14 protein-coding genes and 1 riboswitch are annotated in these 15270 nt (G+C 72.0%); of the genes, 6 read left to right on the top strand and 8 right to left on the bottom strand.

The window, feature by feature from the left end:
* Window positions 1-2: 2 nt before the first annotated feature.
* From ABZ896_RS21430 to ABZ896_RS21415, 4 genes are all read right to left on the bottom strand, one after another.
* The gene (locus ABZ896_RS21430; RefSeq protein WP_360931191.1) at window positions 3-1040 is read right to left on the bottom strand and encodes an iron ABC transporter permease; all 1038 of its coding nucleotides are present in this window, start codon (window positions 1038-1040) and stop codon (window positions 3-5) included.
* Window positions 1041-1167: 127 nt separating this feature from the next.
* Window positions 1168-1248, bottom strand: a riboswitch (cobalamin riboswitch).
* Window positions 1249-1285: 37 nt separating this feature from the next.
* Window positions 1286-2944, bottom strand: a complete 1659-nt coding sequence (locus tag ABZ896_RS21425) for a serine/threonine-protein kinase (RefSeq protein WP_360931188.1) — start codon at window positions 2942-2944, stop codon at window positions 1286-1288.
* 219 nt (window positions 2945-3163) lie between these two features.
* The gene (locus ABZ896_RS21420; RefSeq protein ID WP_360931185.1) at window positions 3164-4225 is read right to left on the bottom strand and encodes a LacI family DNA-binding transcriptional regulator; all 1062 of its coding nucleotides are present in this window, start codon (window positions 4223-4225) and stop codon (window positions 3164-3166) included.
* A gap of 6 nt (window positions 4226-4231) precedes the next feature.
* Window positions 4232-7153, bottom strand: coding sequence for an aminotransferase (locus ABZ896_RS21415; protein ID WP_360931182.1), 2922 nt, complete (start codon window positions 7151-7153; stop codon window positions 4232-4234).
* Between the two features lie 28 nt (window positions 7154-7181).
* Between ABZ896_RS21415 and ABZ896_RS21410 the strand changes: the two genes are divergently transcribed.
* On the top strand, window positions 7182-7562 hold the full coding sequence (locus tag ABZ896_RS21410; protein WP_360931179.1) for an iron chelate uptake ABC transporter family permease subunit: 381 nt from the start codon (window positions 7182-7184) through the stop codon (window positions 7560-7562).
* A gap of 65 nt (window positions 7563-7627) precedes the next feature.
* Here ABZ896_RS21410 and ABZ896_RS21405 read toward each other — a convergent pair whose 3' ends face one another.
* Window positions 7628-8302 (bottom strand): GntR family transcriptional regulator, encoded by a 675-nt coding sequence (locus ABZ896_RS21405; RefSeq protein ID WP_360931177.1) that lies wholly within the window; start codon window positions 8300-8302, stop codon window positions 7628-7630.
* Between the two features lie 100 nt (window positions 8303-8402).
* Between ABZ896_RS21405 and ABZ896_RS21400 the strand changes: the two genes are divergently transcribed.
* Window positions 8403-8936, top strand: coding sequence for a YbhB/YbcL family Raf kinase inhibitor-like protein (locus ABZ896_RS21400; RefSeq protein WP_360931174.1), 534 nt, complete (start codon window positions 8403-8405; stop codon window positions 8934-8936).
* Window positions 8937-8944: 8 nt separating this feature from the next.
* The gene (locus ABZ896_RS21395; RefSeq protein ID WP_360931171.1) at window positions 8945-9634 is read left to right on the top strand and encodes an iron dependent repressor, metal binding and dimerization domain protein; all 690 of its coding nucleotides are present in this window, start codon (window positions 8945-8947) and stop codon (window positions 9632-9634) included.
* A gap of 500 nt (window positions 9635-10134) precedes the next feature.
* On the opposite strand, the gene ABZ896_RS21390 is transcribed toward ABZ896_RS21395, so the two are convergent.
* Window positions 10135-12501 (bottom strand): helix-turn-helix domain-containing protein, encoded by a 2367-nt coding sequence (locus ABZ896_RS21390; RefSeq protein ID WP_360931168.1) that lies wholly within the window; start codon window positions 12499-12501, stop codon window positions 10135-10137.
* Between the two features lie 176 nt (window positions 12502-12677).
* Between ABZ896_RS21390 and ABZ896_RS21385 the strand changes: the two genes are divergently transcribed.
* Window positions 12678-13133 (top strand): carboxymuconolactone decarboxylase family protein, encoded by a 456-nt coding sequence (locus ABZ896_RS21385; RefSeq protein ID WP_360931165.1) that lies wholly within the window; start codon window positions 12678-12680, stop codon window positions 13131-13133.
* Between the two features lie 55 nt (window positions 13134-13188).
* Complete coding sequence (locus ABZ896_RS21380; RefSeq protein ID WP_360931162.1) at window positions 13189-13644, top strand: DUF1801 domain-containing protein; 456 nt, start codon at window positions 13189-13191, stop codon at window positions 13642-13644.
* Window positions 13645-13760: 116 nt separating this feature from the next.
* Here ABZ896_RS21380 and ABZ896_RS21375 read toward each other — a convergent pair whose 3' ends face one another.
* Entirely contained in the window at window positions 13761-14126 is a 366-nt protein-coding gene (locus ABZ896_RS21375) for a DoxX family protein (RefSeq protein WP_360931159.1), read from the bottom strand.
* A 108-nt stretch (window positions 14127-14234) separates the two neighbouring features.
* Here ABZ896_RS21375 and ABZ896_RS21370 point away from each other — a divergent pair, with 108 nt between their 5' ends.
* Window positions 14235-14621, top strand: coding sequence for a helix-turn-helix domain-containing protein (locus ABZ896_RS21370; protein ID WP_360931157.1), 387 nt, complete (start codon window positions 14235-14237; stop codon window positions 14619-14621).
* Window positions 14622-14639: 18 nt separating this feature from the next.
* Here the strand turns inward: ABZ896_RS21370 and ABZ896_RS21365 are convergent, their stop codons facing one another.
* On the bottom strand, window positions 14640-15197 hold the full coding sequence (locus ABZ896_RS21365; protein ID WP_360931154.1) for a TetR/AcrR family transcriptional regulator: 558 nt from the start codon (window positions 15195-15197) through the stop codon (window positions 14640-14642).
* Window positions 15198-15270: the final 73 nt, after the last annotated feature.

Below are 15270 nucleotides of genomic sequence, written 5' to 3'. Positions count from 1 at the left end.
GGTCAGCGGCCTCCGAACGCGTAGCCGCCGCGCCGCATCAGCAGCAGGAAGGCGGGGACTCCGACCACCGCGGTGATCACACCGACGGGCAGTTCGGCGGGTGCGAGCAGCAGCCGGGACAGGACGTCCGCCCAGACCAGGAGCACGGCACCGGCCAAGGGTGCCACCGCGAGCACCCGGCGGTGGTCGGCGCCGACGAGCATCCGTACGACGTGCGGCACCATCAGCCCGACGAACCCGATCGCGCCGCTGACGGCGACGACCGTGCCGGTCACGGCGGCGGTGACAAGGAACAACTCCCGGCGCAGCCGCCCGGGTTGGACACCGAGCGCGGCTGAGGTCTCGTCGCCCATGGCGAGCGCGTTGAGCGGTTCGGCCCGCCACCGCAGCCACACCCACCCGGCGGTCACCGTCGCGGCCGCGAGCGGGACTTGCGCCCAGGTCGCGCCGCCCAGGCTGCCGAGCAGCCACATCATCGCCGAGCGGGCCGCCTCGCCGCGGGCCGCGCCGAACACCATGACCGTGGTGACGGCCTCGAAGCCGTACGCCAGTGCCGTACCGGTCAGGACCAGCCGCAGCGGGGTCAGTCCGTGCGGCGAGCGGGCGACGGCGTACACGAGGACCATGGCCGCGAGGGCCGAGGCGAACGCCGACACCGACAGCGCCCACACGCCGAGGCCGGCGAACGCGCCCAGCAGGATGACCGCGTTGGCGCCCACGGCGGCGCCGGAGGAGATGCCGAGGACGAAGGGGTCGGCGAGCGCGTTGCGGACCATCGCCTGCACGGCCACGCCGACGGAGGCGAGCCCCGCGCCGACGACCGCGCCGAGCACGACACGCGGCAGCCGGATCTCCCAGACGATGGTGTACGCGGCGGCGTCACCGGCGTGCACGGTGCCGCCGGTCAGCCCGGCCCAGAGGAAGCGGGCCACGTCCGCCCAGCGGATTCCGGCGGCGCCGAGTCCGACCCCGCACACGAGGCTCACCAGCAGGAGGACACCGAGCCCGGGAACCAGGACGGGCAGGGGTATTCGGCGCACGGTCGGGCGGTCCTTCGCCTGGGGCCGCCTGGTGAACGTCGGTCAGGGAGACAGCCCGTACGACACCGTGGCCGCGCGGTCCCTTCTCGCAGTCCGCGGCGAGCAGTCAACGGGTCGCGCCACCCTCGGGCGATCGGGCTCGCGCGACACCACCAGGGCTCCGCGCACACCGTTGCGGGTCAGCGCCGGACTCTCACCGGACTTCCCCCGCGGGAGGCTTCGGGAGCGTAACAGAGGAAGATCCGTCAGCTCTTCGCAGGGGTGACGTCGACCACCTTGCCCTTGACGTTGGCCCTCAGCATCCCGCTCCGGTTGTACTTGTCGGAGAGGTAGACGGACAGACCGAACTCCGGGAAGAAGGTGTTGGGGTCGCTCACGCTGATGTAGCGGCTCGTCGGGTTCTTGACGTTGAGCCTCTTGTCCGCCTCCGCGAGGAGCGCCGGGACCTTGTCCCAGTCGAACATGTCGAGGGTGAAGGGTGTCTCCAGACTGGTCAGGCTGCCGTCGATGATGCCCTTCTCCACGCCTCGGCCCGGATAGTACGTATAGGTCTCGTAAGCGACGTCGCTGTCCTTGAGCAGCACTCTGGCCCACACGTAGTCCGGGTAGACGGAGAAGGCGCCGTACCTCTTGCGCCCGGTCTCCTTCTCGATCGCCTTGATGGCCATGCGGATGTTGGCCGGGGTGAGCATGTTCGTGCTCGCGGACGGCGTCTCGGTGTCCGTGTCCTCGGACTTCTTGGCGGCCGGAGCGACGGATCGCGAGCTGGAGGACGTGGGCGTCGAGCCCTTGGCGTCCGCATCGCCCGAGTCACCGGTTCCCAGGGGCAGCACCCACCACATCAGGGCAAGGGCTCCGACGAGGGAGGTCCCCGAGAGGCTGAGGAGGACCGGGCGGGCCGATCCTCTTCTGCGAGGCGTGTGCGCGGGTGCGGTCACCGGCTGGAGTACCGGTGGAGGGCCGAAACCGGGAGAAGCGGGTGGCGACACAGAGGGCGTCGCGTGGGCGGACGGCGGCCTCAGCGGGTAGGACGTGGGCTCGTCCCTGGGCGTGGTCGGTTGTGCCTCGACCGCCGCCAGGAGTCGATCCAACTCCGCGGCGGACGGACGTGCCGCGGGATCCCGTACGAGCACGCTCATCAGTACGTCGCCCAGGGCGCCGGCGCGCACAGGCGGCGGGACCTCCTCGTGCAGGACCGCGGCGAGGGTGGCCAGCGTGGTGCCGCGGCGCAGCGGGTGGTGGCCCTCGACGGCGGTGTACAGCATCATCGCCAGCGACCAGAGGTCGGACGCGGCGCCGCCCTCGTTGCCGGTGATGCGTTCCGGGGCCATGAAGTCGGCGGTGCCGATGATGGAGCCGGTGGCGGTGAGGTTGGTCGTCTCGCGGATCGCCGCGATGCCGAAGTCGGTGAGGACGGGGCGGCCGTCCGGCCGCATGAGGACGTTGGCGGGCTTGACGTCACGGTGCTGGATGCCGGCGTCGTGCGCGGCGGTCAGCGCGGCCAGGACACCGCGGCCGATCCGCGCGGCCTCGGCCGGAGGCATCGGTTCCCGGGCGAGGCGGTCGGCGAGGGAGCCGCCGGTGACGAGTTCCATCACGAGCCACGGGTAGGTGCCCTCGCCGCCGTCGACGATGTGGTGGATGGTGACGACGTTCGGATGGTCGATCCGGGCCAGCGCCCTGGCCTCGCGCAGGACACGCTCGCGCAGCATCCGGGCGGCGTCGGGGTCGTACTCGGCGAGGTCGCGGTCCGGCGGGCGGACCTCCTTGACCGCCACCAGTCGGTGCAGGACCAGGTCCTTCGCCCGCCATACGGTACCCATCCCGCCGCCGCCGAGGCGGGCCTCCAACTCGAAGCGCCCGTCGACGACCCGTCTGCCGGGACCTCTTTCAGCCTCACTCATGGGCGGGAGCTTAGTTGGCCCCAGTGACATCACCCACCGGACCTCGGGACATCCGCCCAGGGCAGCGCGGGTCACGAGTCCCACCAGTGGCGAGCGGGAGGTGAGGGAGGTCTTGCGGGTGGATGGCCGAAAGGCGTGGACTTCCGGTCCTACCGGCCTCCTCCACGCCCCCGGGTGGGCAGGCGGGGCAGTTGGCGGGACGACGCATTCCTGTGACGCCTAAGGGCACGTGGACGCCCGTATGTTCAGCTCGATGGGAAGATCGCGGACGGTACCCCTCGGCGTCTCGCCGGAGAGGATCTCGCAGAGCAGACGGGCGCATTCGGCGCCCATGGTCCGCGGTCGCAGGTCGACCGCGGTGATCGGGGGCTCCGCCGTACGCATGGCGGAGCTGTCGACGCAGGAGGCGAGCAACAGGTCGTCGCCCACCTTGCGCCCCGAGGACCGGAGTTCGGGCAGGACCGCGGCGGCCGCGCCGTCCGCGGCGCACACGATCGCGTCGATCTCCGGTGTCGTGGCCAGCAGTTGGCGTACGACGCCTTGGAGGACGTCGGGTGTCGAGCCGAACGGCGCCTTGCCGGCGAGTTCGGGCAGTCCGCGCTCGGCGCTCCAGCGGGCGTACGTGCGCTGGAGGGTGAGGGCCCAGTCGCCGGTGGTGTCGGAGGCGACGAACGCCGGACGGCGGGCGCCGCACTTGTACACGTGGTCGAGGAGTTCGGTCATCGAGGCGTCGTGGTCGGACCAGATGACGCCGGTGGGCCGGCGGTCGCCGACGTACCGCTCGGCCGTGACGACCGGCAGTCCGCTGCTCATCAGCTGCTCGACGACCGGGTCCTCGGCCACCGGGTCGCACAGCACGAGCCCGTCGACCTGCGGGACCGTGCCCCGGCGGTCCGGGAGGTGACCGGAGGAGAGCAGGGTGACGTTGAGCCCGGCGCGGGCGGCCTGTTCGGCGACGCCGAAGACGAACGACATGTAGTACTCGGCGCTCGTCAGGAACTCCGGGATGTGCAGGGCGATGGTCTCGGTCACCGAGGTGCGCAGGCTGCGGGCGCTGCGGTTGGGGGCGTAGCCGAGCCGCTCGGCGGCGTCCAGGACCGCGCGGCGGGTGGGTCCCGAGACCCGGCCGTGGCCGCGCAGGGCGTCCGAGGCGGTGGTCTTGGAGACGGCGGCCTCGCGGGCCACGTCGGCGATGGTGGGCGGCGCGACGGAGACGGGCGCGGCGGTGGGGACGGGCTCGGCGGCGGGGGTTCCGGAGGCCGCGGGGGTTCCGGAGGTCATCGCGAGTCACCAGCCGTTCGTGAGAACGTCGTCGAGGGCGGCGACGAAGACGTCCGCGCTGTCCCGGGTCAGGCACAGCGGCGGCTTGATCTTCAGCACGCACTGCCGGTCGGACGTCGGCTGCATGATCACGCCGAGTTCGCGCAGCCGCTCGCAGATGGCGGCCGTCTCCTCGGTGGCGGGTTCCAGGGTCGTACGGTCGCGCACGAACTCCACGCCCAGATAGAGCCCGGAGCCGTGCACCGTGCCGATCAGCGGGTGCCGGTCGGCGAGTTCGACTAGCCGCCGCTTCAAGTACCCGCCCACCTCACGGGCGTTGGCCTGGAGGCCCTCGTTCCGCAGGATGTCGAGCACGGTCAGGCCGACCACCGAGCTGACGGGGCTGCCGCCGGCCGAGGAGAAGAAGTAGCCCTGGGTGCGGTAGGCGTCGGCGATCTCGCGGCGGGTGATGACCGCGCCGAGCGGGTGTCCGTTGCCCATGGCCTTGGCGACGGTCACGATGTCCGGGACGACGCCTTGCTGCTCGAACCCCCAGAAGTGGGTGCCGAGTCGGCCGTAGCCGACCTGCACCTCGTCGGCGATGCAGAGGCCGCCTACGGCCCGGGTCGCCGCGTAGACCTGCTCCAAGTAGCCGTCGGGCAGGGCCATTCCGCCGGCGTTGCCGTAGTACGGTTCACAGAGGAAGGCGGCGTGGGCGTGTCCCTCAGCGGCGAGTTCGGTGATGCGGGCGGCGGCCTCAGGGCCGTAGCGGCGCGCCTCCTCGCCCCGGTGGCGGCCCCGGTAGGAGTTGGGCGCGGCGACGGTGTGCACCCAAGACGGGCGTGATTCCAGGGCGTTGGGGTTGTCGGCGACCGAGGTGGAGACGGCGTCGCTCGCGAAGGTCCAGCCGTGGTACGCCTCCTCAACCGCGACCACGTCCTGGCGCCCGGTCGTCGCCCAGGCGAGCCGCAGCGCGAGGTCGACCGCCTCGGAGCCGCTGTTCACCAGGAACACGGTGTCCAGCTCGGCGGGGAGCAGCCCGGTGAGCCGTTCCGACAGCTCGACCACCGAGGCGTAGTGGAAACGGGAGTTGGTGTTCAGCCGCTGCCACTGGCGGTGGACGGCGTCGCTGAGGACGGGGTGGCCGTGGCCGAGGATGGTCACGTTGTTGAGCATGTCGAGGTAGCCGCGCCCCCGGGTGTCGACCAGGTACTGACGCCAGCCGCGCTCGATGCGGGGAGGCTCCTCGTAGTAGTGCTCCTGGACGGTGGCGAAGGCGTCGTTGCGGCGGCTCAGCAACTCCTCGTCGGTGGCGCCTGGTTCAGGCGTCCCAGGCAGGAGCAGTGCCGTGGGGTCGGGGCACAACTGGAGCCAGCCGTCGGCGAGTTCGGGGGTGACGAAGCGGGGCGGGCGTGCGCCGGGGAGGTGGCTGAGCTGGACGCCCAGGACGTGGAAGCCGTCGAGTTCGACGACCGTGCCGAGCAGTTGGCCGGACTTGACCGGCCCTGAGGTCAGGGGGTCGGTGTCGAGGCCGTCGAGGATCAGGTCCGGGCCGTCGTCCTGCCGTAGCGTGACCACCCAGTCGGTGTCGCGGGAGAGCATGCCCGCCCAGGGGGCCCGGACCTCCAGCGGTTCGGTGAGGTACAGCTCGACGCCGAGGGCGCAGGTCTCGGCGGGGCCTTCTCCGTCGACCGTCGTCCGGGTCATCCGGAACTCGCCGTGCCGGGTACGGACGGCCCGCGTGGCGCTCAACTCCGCGCGGACCAGGTCGTGTTCGGCGTTCGGCGACAGCCAGAAGCCGGTGTGCAGGTCGTCGGCGAGGACCGAGAGGTCCAGGGCGTGGACGCTCTCCGGGAGGGCGGCGATCATGCGTTCGCCGGTCACCGGCACCCCCTGTGGGGACACCAGGTCCAGCGCGTGGCGGAGCTGTGCCGTCATCACCTGGGCCGGGACCGACGCGGCCACCTCGAACATCGTCCACTCGCGCTCGAGCGCGTCCAAGGCGTAGTCGTTGTCCGGGTCGAGGCGTACGTCGTACTGGCCGCTCACCACGAGGACGGCCGCGCGCAGCACGACGAGCGGCCACAGCACTGCCAACTCGTCGTCGCCGAGCGGGCGTTCCGCGTGGAAGGCGCGGACGGCGGACAGCACGGAGGCCGGTCCCGCGCCATGGTGATGGAGGACCGAGGTGCAGGTGACGGCCAGTTCGGCGACGGTCCAGCCGAGGCCCAGATCGCCGAAGTCGATCACGCCGACCGGCATCGGACGTCCGTCGGGGGCCGTCTCGCAGACGACGTTGTTGTCGGTGAGGTCGCCGTGGATCAGCTGCGTCGGCAGGCGGTCGGCGTACGGCTCGACCAGGGCGTGGGCGGCGCGGGCCGCGCGCAGGACCCGCTGGGCGCGGATCTGGTCCGGCAGGTGCGGGGCGAGCGTCTCGACCACCGTGAGCGCGTTGCGCAGGTCCCACAGGCGGGGGCGGTCCGCCGCGGGCGTGTCGAGTGCGGACAGGGCGGTCGCGACCCGGCCGGCGATCCCGCCCAGCCGGGCGACGACCGCGGGGGCGAGGTAGCGGCTGTCCATGATGGGCTCCCCGGGTACGAAGTCCAGCAGCAGACAGGCGAGTTTCGAGCCGTCGGCCGTGAGCCACTGCAAGGGGTCGCCGTCCACGCCCGGGCGCGGCTCGGGCAGCCGCAACTCGGGGAGGGCGGTGGCCAGTTGCTTGACCGCCGTGCACTGCAGGCGCAGGGCGGCGGGGTCGACGGCCGGGTTGGTGACCTTGAGGACGTGGTCGGCGGTGTCCGTACGCACCCGGTAGTTGCGGTCCTGCTGGCTGCCGAGCGACTGGAGGCTGCCCTGGACGCCGTAACGCTCGCCAAGGAGCGCGAGCGCGTCGGCCTCGTCGACCGGGGCGATCGGTCGGACGAGCCAGTCGGCGGAGGGAAGACCCATGGGTGGCACCGCTTCTCTTGCGTGTCTCATGCCGGAACGTTCCGGCAAACGTAGAGCGGACATCCGGGTGCGTCAATGCGTCGCGCGGCGGCTGTCGGCCGTACTGCCGGCGCCGGCCTGGCCGTTGACGGCGCTGCAACTCGACGACGACAGTGCGCGGGAGCTGGGTACGCGGGTGAAAGCCGTACGACCGACTCTGGTGCCCGGCGCGGTCGGGCTGACCGCGCTCGCCACAACCTCGACCGGCCCGATCGCGTTCCTCTCGGCCCCGCTCACCCACCGCCGGACCGGAGCCAACGCCTCACCGGTCCTGCCTGCGGGACTCACCGACCCGGTGCTGGTCCTGACCGCGGGTCTGATCGGCCAGGTCGCTTTCAACACCCGGTTTGCTGGAGCGGTCCCGTCGTAGTGGAGGAACCGTGACGGCCCGCACCGATCGGCGCAGGTGGCGCCCGGCCGGGTCGGCGGGGCGTTTCACGCTTGCTTCGCGGATTCCCCGTGGGCGCGGTCCGTCAGGTCGGCCGCGGTCTGGGTGAGGTGGTGGGTCAGTACCTCCGCCGCGGTGTCGGCGTCGCGGTCCAGTGCCGCCTCCTCCAGCCGACGGTGTTCTCCGGCCCCGTCCCGGTCCGGGTTGTGGTGCGCGGACCAGCGGCGGGCCAGCTCGCTCGCGGTCCACATCCGGTCGAAGGTGTCCAGCAGGACGGGGTTGCCGCAGCCCTCCAACAGGGCGCGGTGGAAGACCCGGTGGGCTTCGGACCATGCGCCGCTGTAGTACTCGCCCTCCTCCGGCACGTACACCGGGGTGCGGGCCAGGCGGTGGTGGGCGGCTCGCACCCGGGCCTCCCACTCGACGTCCCCGCGCTCGACGGACATCCGCAGCACGACCGGTTCGATGGTCCTGCGGGCCTCCGCGATCTCCTGCCAGCGCCGGTCGGAGAAGTCCGGGACGGCGAAGCCGCGGTTGGGCAGCCGGTCGGCGAATCCCTCGCCGACCAGCCGCACGAGTGCCTCACGCACGACGGCCAGGCTCACGCCCTGTTCCTTGGCGAGGTCCTGCGGTTTGAGGGCGTCGCTCGGAGCGTGATCCCCGCGCATGATCGCGTCCCTCAGGTGTGCGTAGACCTGCTCGGAGAGCATCGGCTTTCCCATGCCCCTCAGCATAGACGATCAACTCAATAATCGATTATTAGTGTTATGGTCGATCAGCGACTGCCACTCCACCCGACACGATCCGAAAAGGAACAACGCGATGAACGCCAACGACCCCTTCGCCCGCCTCCCCGAAGCGGCCTCCTTCACCGTCACCAGCACGACCGTCACCGACGGCGCCGCCTGGTCGCCCGAGCAGCACTCCTCCGGTGTCCCCGGCGGGAAGGACGTCTCCCCGCAGCTGTCCTGGAGCGGCGCCCCGGACGGCACCAGGAGCTACGCCGTCACCGTCTACGACCCCGACGCGCCCACCGGGTCCGGGTTCTGGCACTGGGCGGTCGCCGACATCCCCGCCACCGTCACCGAGCTGCCCGAAGGCGCCGGCGACGACACCGGTTCGGGTCTGCCCGAGGGCGCCTTCCAGCTGCCCAACGACGCGCGCGCGACCCGCTTCATCGGCGCCGCGCCGCCGGCCGGACATGGCCCGCACCGCTACTTCGTCGTGGTGCACGCCCTCGACGTCGAGTCCATCGGCGTCCCGGCCGACTCCACCCCGGCCGTCCTCGGCTTCACCATGGCCGGCCACATCCTCGGCCGCGCGGTCCTGACCGCCACCGCCGAAACCCCCGCCTGACGAACAGCGTGTCCGGACTCATCGACACCACGGAGATGTATCTCCGCACGGTCCTGGAGCTCGAAGAGGAGGGCGTGGTCCCCCTGCGCGCCCGGATCGCCGAGCGCCTGGACCAGAGCGGACCCACCGTCAGCCAGACCGTCGCCCGCATGTCGCGCAACGGTCTGCTGCACGTCGCCCGCGACCGGCACCTGGAGCTGACGGCGGAGGGCCGGCGGATCGCCACGCGGGTGATGCGCAGACACCGGCTCGCGGAGTGTCTGCTCGTCGACGTGATCGGGCTGGAATGGGAGCAGGCCCACACCGAGGCCTGCCGTTGGGAGCACGTGATGAGCGAGGCCGTCGAGCGCCGCATCCTCGCGCTGCTGCACCCGACCGAGTCGCCCTACGGCAACCCGATTCCGGGTCTGGAGGAACTCGACGGGAAGAGCGCCGTGGATCCCTTCCCCGACGAGAACATGGTCGGCCTCGACGACCTCGAACCCGGGCCGAACGGCGCGAGCGCGGTCGTACGGTGCATCAGGGAGCCGATCCAGACCGACCTGCACCTGATGTACGCCCTGCGGCACGCCGGGGTGCGGCCCGGCGCGGTCGTGAGCGTGACGTCCTCGCCCGGCGGCGTGACGGTCAGCGGCGGTGGGGAGGCCACCGAACTCCCCACGCGGACCGCCGCGCATGTCCTGGTGGCCAGGTGCTGAGCCTGGCACGTTTGCGGAGCTGGGCGATCGACCCGGCCCAGCCTTCGCCGGCGTCCCGTTGCGCCTTGTACTCGCGCCGGGCGGCCGGTATGCGCTGGACGTCCAGGAGCCAGGCCAGGTAGTCGCGCATGGTGCGGATGCGCTGGTGGGCGGGGCCGCCGGGGGTGGTGCGGGCGAGGGTGAGGGCGGCGAGGGCGCGCCCCGATGAACCAGCCGGGAAAGGCCTCCTCGCCGCCCTCACCCTGGGCGTCCCCCGCCGCGCCGACAGTTGAGCGACGTCAGTTGAGCGCACGCAGCACCGCCTGGGCGGCTCCCGTGATCCCTCGCCACACCCATCCGAACACACCCGTCAACGTAAGCGTGTCGAGGGCGCCCCCGATCACCGGCTCCCTGTCCCGCTTCGACGAGCACTGGGAGCAGGATCGGGACCAACGGCCTTTGTTAGCGCCGCAGTTCTTGCACATCGTCATGATCCTATTATCGATGCCGTCCCGTGGTCGTCACGGCGGCGCGTCGAGCAGGGCCGCGATCCCCTCGTGGGCCCTCGCCTCCGCTTGGCGGTTTCCGAGTCGCCGGGCGAGTTCGAGCGCTTGGCGGTGAAGGCGCAGGGCCTGGTCGGCGAGTCCCGCGAGGCGGGAGGTCTCCGCGTAGCCGTCGAGGAAGTGGATCTTCCAGTGTTCCTCGAAGAGGTCGTCGAGGAGGGCGAACGCCTGCGCGTGGCTCGCCAGGGCCTCCTCGTAGCGGCCCATCCGGCGCAGGGCCACGCCCAGGCAGTTCAGGCACCATGCCTGGTTGTGGAGGTGGCCGTCGTCGCGGGACACCGCCAGGGCCCGGTGCAGTTGGTGCTCCGCCTCGTCCGGCTCCGTGGCGGCGACGGCCACGCCGAGGGTGATCCGGGCGGTCAGGGCCGGGGGCCACGCGGGGTCGGTGTGCGGGGTGGCGAGTACCTCCCTGGCCCGTCGAGCCGCCTCCTCGCCCTGGCCCAGCTGGAGCAGCGTCCACGCCTCGGCCGCGACCGCGTGTGCCGCGTCCGTCGGGCAACCCGCCTGCTCGTAGAGCTTCCCCGCGAGGCGGAAGAGTTCCAGCGGCTCTTCCGTGTGCCCCGCGTCCCAGCTCAAGTAGCCGCGGCGCATGGTCAGTTCGGCCTCCGCCCGGGAGTCCCCCGTCCCGGCCAGCCGCAGGGCGGCCGCCTCGTACGCCGCCGAAGCCTCCCCCATCCGGCCCGCGTTGTAGCGCGCGAACCCCAGATCGCTGTGCGCTTCGGCCAGTTGGATCGGATCGCCGAGGCGCTCGGCGGCGGCGAGGGAGCGCTCGAAGAGGACGTTGAGGTGGGTGGTCCCGCAGCGCCGGGCGAAGTAGGCGCGCAGGAAGCGCGGCAGTTCACACACGTGCGCGTCGGCGCCCAGGGCGGCGGCCGTCTCGAAGACGGCGACCAGGTTGCCGTACTCCGTCACCAGCCAGGCGAGGGCCGCGTCCTTGTCGGCGAACCGGGGCAGCCATGACGGTAGCGGGCCCGCAGATACGGGCCGGGACGGTGACACGAACGGCATCGCGGCGTCCGCCGCGGCCGCCGCGTGCACGTAGTAGTCGAGGACCCAGGTCAGCGCCCGCTGCCGCTCGGGCGCCGCGTCCTGTTCCTCCGCGGCCCTGCGCGCATGCTGGTGCACCAGGTCGTGCAGCCGGTACCGGCCCGCCGTCGGCTGTTGCACGAGGTGCGCGTCGACGAGGTCCTCCAGAATCTCCTGGGCGCTGTGCAGCGGTACGTCGGCCAGCGCGGCGACGCCGTACTCGTCGAAGGACGCCCCGGGCAGCAGCCCGAGCAACCGGAACAACCGGGCCTGAGGGCGACTGAGTTGTCGTACGGACATGGCGAACGCGGTGTCGAACTCGCTCGCCCCCTGTGCCAGTCGCTCGACGAGGACGCCGACCGTCCAGCCGGGGCGGTGCCGCAGGCGTGCCGCGGCCAGGCGCAGGGCCAGCGGCAGGTGGCCGCACAGCCGGAGCACCTCGGCGGCGGACTCCGGTTCGCGGGTCAGCCTGCCCTCGGAGCCGGTCGGCTCTCCGCTGGCGCGGGCCAGCAGTTCGGCGCTCTCCCGCGGGGTCAGTACGTCGAGGGAGACCGGGGGCACCTCCTCCAGACCGAGGAGGCGGTTGCGGCTGGTGATCAGGGCCACCGAGGGCCCGGCGCCGGGGAGCAGCGGGCGTACCTGGTCGGCGTCGGCGGCGTTGTCGAGGACGACCACGACCCGGCGGCGGGCCAACTCGGCGCGCCAGCAGGCCGCCAGGGATTCCAGGCCGTCCTGGGGGACCCGCTCGGACGGGACGTCGAGGGCGCCGAGGAGCATGCGCAGCGCGGAGTCGGGGTCGAGCGGGGGCCTGCCCTCGGTGAAGCCGTGCAGGTCCACGTAGAGCTGGGCGTCCGGGAAGTCGGCGGCGAGCCGGTGGGCGGCGTGCACCGCGAGACAGGTCTTGCCGACGCCCGCCATGCCGTCCACGGTGACCGCCCGGTGCGTGTCGATCGCGGCGAGCACGGCGGCGAGTTGCTCCTCGCGGCCGGTGAAGTCGGGGGCGTCGCGCGGGAGATCGTTGCGCGGTTGTGGGTGCGCCAGGCGGCTGCTCTTCGGGGGCGCGGGCAGGGGGTTCGAGATCCGCTCCCACAGCGGGCGCAGCGGCCGGGGGTCGCGCTTGACCAGGCGGCAGAGGGCGACGACCGCGGGCCAGGGTGGCACGGTCTGTCCGGTGAGGTAGCGCGACAGGGACGAGGAGCTGAGTCCCGCGTCGCGGGCGAGGGCCCGGACGCCGAGTCCGGACAGTTCCTGGAGCAGGCGCAGCCTGGCCGCCAGTTCCTGCTGCGGATCGTTCTCCACTGTTCCCCCCGGTTCTCTGTCCCGCCCCGGCAGAAGTCTTTCCAGTGATGTCTGCGCTGGTCAAGACAGTCGGCGCTGTCCCACGGTGTCCCACCGTCGTGGTCGCGGCACGCCGTCCCGGCTGTCATGGAGTCACGCCCCGACGGAACGGGGCACCGGGAGAGGAGCCGATCGACATGCAGTCCCGTATGCGCAACCCCGCCGTCGTCCTGTCCGACGCGATGCGTCCCGTCCAGGAGATCCTCAAGGCCGCGCACTCCGGTGGCGTGGAACCGCAGACGCTCGAACTCGTGCATCTGCGGGTCAGCCAGATCAACGGGTGCAGCGCCTGTGTCGACGCCGGGGCCAAGACGGCCCGCAAGGCCGGCGTGAGCGAGGAGCGGCTGGCCACGGTCGCCGCCTGGCGCGAGGCGCCGTACTTCTCGGAGGAGGAGCGGGCCGCGCTCGCCCTCGCCGAAGCGGCCACGCGTCTCGCCGACCGTCCCGACGCGGTGAACGACGAGATCTGGGACACCGCCGCCACCTACTTCGACGAGAAGCAGCTCGCCGCGCTCGTCCTCATGGTCGGCGTCACCAACCTGTTCAACCGGCTCAACGCCACCACCCGGCAGATCGCCGGCGCGTGGGGCTGACCCCGAGACCTGCCCCCTTCACGACTCGCGACGGCACGACGGAAGGAAACCGATCATGAACGACGTACAGACCACCACGACCGCTCCGAAGTTCACCGAGGAGGAGCGCGCCGCGATGAAGGAGCGTTCCCAGGAGCTGAAGGCCTCCGCGCGGCGCGGGTCGCGGGCCGACAAGGCGGCGCAGGAAGAGGCCGCCGTCCTGGAGAAGATCGCCGAGATGCAGGACGGCGACCGGGTCTTGGCGGAGCGGGTGCACGCCGTCGTCCGGGCTGCCGCGCCCGAGCTCGCGCCGAAGCTCTGGTACGGGATGCCGTCGTACGCCAGGAACGGCAAGGTGGTCTGCTTCTTCCAGAGCGCGGCGAAGTTCAAGGCGCGCTACGCCACGCTCGGGTTCAACGACGAGGCGCGGCTCGACGAGGGGTCGATGTGGCCGACGGCCTTCGCGCTCAGGGAGCTGACGGCCGCGGACGAGGCGCTGATCGGTGAGCTGGTAAAGCGGGCGGTGAGCTGACGGGCAGGCGGTGCGCCGCGGGCGGGGCGGGGGCGCGCCACAGGCGGGTCGGGGGCGCGCCGCAGGCGGGTCGGGGGCGGATGCCGAGGGGCGTCCGCCTCCGCGCCTGCGGGCCGTCACAGTCGTACGGCGGCCAGCCAGGCGGTCACCGCGGCGAGGGCCAGCAGCGCGATGTTGAGGCCGATCACCCGGGTCTCCCCGCGGGACACGTGCACGTAGGTCCCGCCGACCTGGACGAGCGCGAGCCCGATCGCCGCGGCGACGGCGAGGGCGGGTGCGATACCGGTCAGCGGCGGGAGTATCAGCCCCACGGCGCCGAGCGCCTCCAGCGTGCCGATGAGCCGGACGACCGGCATGGGGATCCGGTCGACCCACCCCATCATGGGCCGGAGCTGCTCCTGGCTCTGGAGGACCTTCTTGCCTCCGGCGTGGAGGTAGAACACCGCCAGCAGTGCGGCGACGATCCAGTAGGCGACGTCCAATGGTGCCCCCTTGTGCGTTGGTTACCGGGCGGAAGGTGGCCCATCATGGGTGACCGTCGGGGGGCTTACAAAAGGCACACGTGTGTGCGTAGGGCACAGGGGGCTGTCATGTCGCAGTACGAGGACACCTGCATGATCAAGGGTGACGGCGGGCGGACCCTGCGGGCGGTGCTCGACCGGATCTGCGACAAGTGGACGCTGCTGATCGTGGTGACCCTGGACCAGGGCCGCCTGCGCTTCACCGACCTCCAGCGCCAGGTGCCCGGCATCTCCCAGCGCATGCTGACGCTCACCCTCCGAAACCTGGAGCGCGACGGCCTGCTGACCCGGACCGCGTACGCCGAGGTGCCGCCGCGTGTCGAGTACGAGCTGACGCCCACCGGCCGCAGCCTCATCGCCCCGGCGCTCACGCTCGCCGGGTGGGCGATCGAGCACATCGCGGACATCGAGGCGAGCAGGACCGCTTACGGCGAGCGGGGCAAGGCGGGCCGCTGACGCGCGTAACTCCTCTGACTACTCAGGCCGACGCAGCCCCGCGACAAGAACACCCACCAACCGTCGCGCGTCATACCGCTCGTCGCTCTCCGCACCGATGCAGAGGTTCCCGACGCCCCGCATGACCTCGTACGCCTCCAGGTCGGCGCGGATCTCCCCCGACTCGGCGGCAGCGGCGAGGAGTTGGGCGCAGACCGGTACGAGCCGGTCCAGGAAGTACGCGTGCAGGGTGTCGAAGCCCGCCTCGTCGGAGTGCAGCACGGAGGCGAGGCCGTGCTTGGTGACGAGGAAGTTGACGAAGAGGTCGATCCACTCCCCCAGCGCCGCATAGGGACTCGCGCCGCTCTCCAGCAACTGCGGGCCGGCCTCGGCACACGCCTCCACCTGGTGCCGGTAGACGGCGATGATCAGGTCCGCCCGCGTCGGGAAGTGCCGGTAGATCGTGCCCACCCCGACCCCGGCCTCGGCCGCGATGTCCCGGACGGGCGCCTCGACACCCGACGCCACGACGGCGGCGGCCGCCGCCTCCAGCAGCGTCTCCTTGTTGCGCCGCGCGTCCTTGCGCTTGGACGCCACCGCGCCCTCGCCGTTCTCGCCGGGGTGAGCGTCGACTACTACATCCGGCTGGAGCAGGGGCGCGGGCCGAGCG

The organism is Streptomyces sp. NPDC047072 (assembly GCF_040643855.1).
Lineage (GTDB): Bacteria > Actinomycetota > Actinomycetes > Streptomycetales > Streptomycetaceae > Streptomyces.
The sequence above is the reverse complement of the archived record's forward strand: the minus strand, read 5'-3'. Positions and strand labels throughout refer to the sequence as shown.

Excerpts from the sequence above, each read along its gene's own strand:
- ABZ896_RS21425 (WP_360931188.1), bottom strand. The coding sequence starts at position 2,944 with ATGAGTGAGGCTGAAAGAGGTCCCGGCAGACGGGTCGTCGACGGGCGC.
- ABZ896_RS21420 (WP_360931185.1), bottom strand. The coding sequence starts at position 4,225 with ATGACCTCCGGAACCCCCGCGGCCTCCGGAACCCCCGCCGCCGAGCCC.
- ABZ896_RS21415 (WP_360931182.1), bottom strand. The coding sequence starts at position 7,153 with ATGGGTCTTCCCTCCGCCGACTGGCTCGTCCGACCGATCGCCCCGGTC.
- ABZ896_RS21410 (WP_360931179.1), top strand. The coding sequence starts at position 7,182 with ATGCCGGAACGTTCCGGCAAACGTAGAGCGGACATCCGGGTGCGTCAA.
- ABZ896_RS21405 (WP_360931177.1), bottom strand. The coding sequence starts at position 8,302 with ATGGGAAAGCCGATGCTCTCCGAGCAGGTCTACGCACACCTGAGGGAC.
- ABZ896_RS21400 (WP_360931174.1), top strand. The coding sequence starts at position 8,403 with ATGAACGCCAACGACCCCTTCGCCCGCCTCCCCGAAGCGGCCTCCTTC.
- ABZ896_RS21385 (WP_360931165.1), top strand. The coding sequence starts at position 12,678 with ATGCAGTCCCGTATGCGCAACCCCGCCGTCGTCCTGTCCGACGCGATG.
- ABZ896_RS21380 (WP_360931162.1), top strand. The coding sequence starts at position 13,189 with ATGAACGACGTACAGACCACCACGACCGCTCCGAAGTTCACCGAGGAG.
- ABZ896_RS21370 (WP_360931157.1), top strand. The coding sequence starts at position 14,235 with ATGTCGCAGTACGAGGACACCTGCATGATCAAGGGTGACGGCGGGCGG.